Here is a 296-nt window from a genome sequence, read left to right on the forward strand (position 1 = left end):
ACGTCGCCGAGGCCGCCCGGGTGGCCGCCGAGGCGGGGGCGGACGCCGTCACCGTGGACGGCGCGGAGGGCGGTACCGGCTGGGCGCCGGCCGTCTTCCCGGCCCAGGTCGGCCTGCCGCTGGCGGAGTGCCTGCGCCGGCTGGCCGCCGCCGGGCCGCCGCCGTGCCTGCTGGTCTCGGGGCGGATGTGGGAGGGCGGCCGGGCGGTCAAGAGCCTGGCACTGGGCGCCCGCGCGGTCGGCCTGGGCCGGGCGGCCCTGCTCGCCGCCGCCGAGGATCCGGAGGACGGACTGATC

At 81.8% G+C, this 296-nt stretch carries 1 protein-coding gene; it reads left to right on the top strand.

What is annotated here, in order from left to right; all coding sequences use genetic code 11:
• Positions 1-296, top strand: a 296-nt coding sequence (locus tag VR45_RS34175) for a glutamate synthase-related protein (RefSeq protein ID WP_045943797.1), incomplete at both ends; no start/stop codon positions are given.

The organism is Streptomyces sp. NRRL S-495 (assembly GCF_000966955.1).
Taxonomy (GTDB): domain Bacteria; phylum Actinomycetota; class Actinomycetes; order Streptomycetales; family Streptomycetaceae; genus Kitasatospora; species Kitasatospora purpeofusca.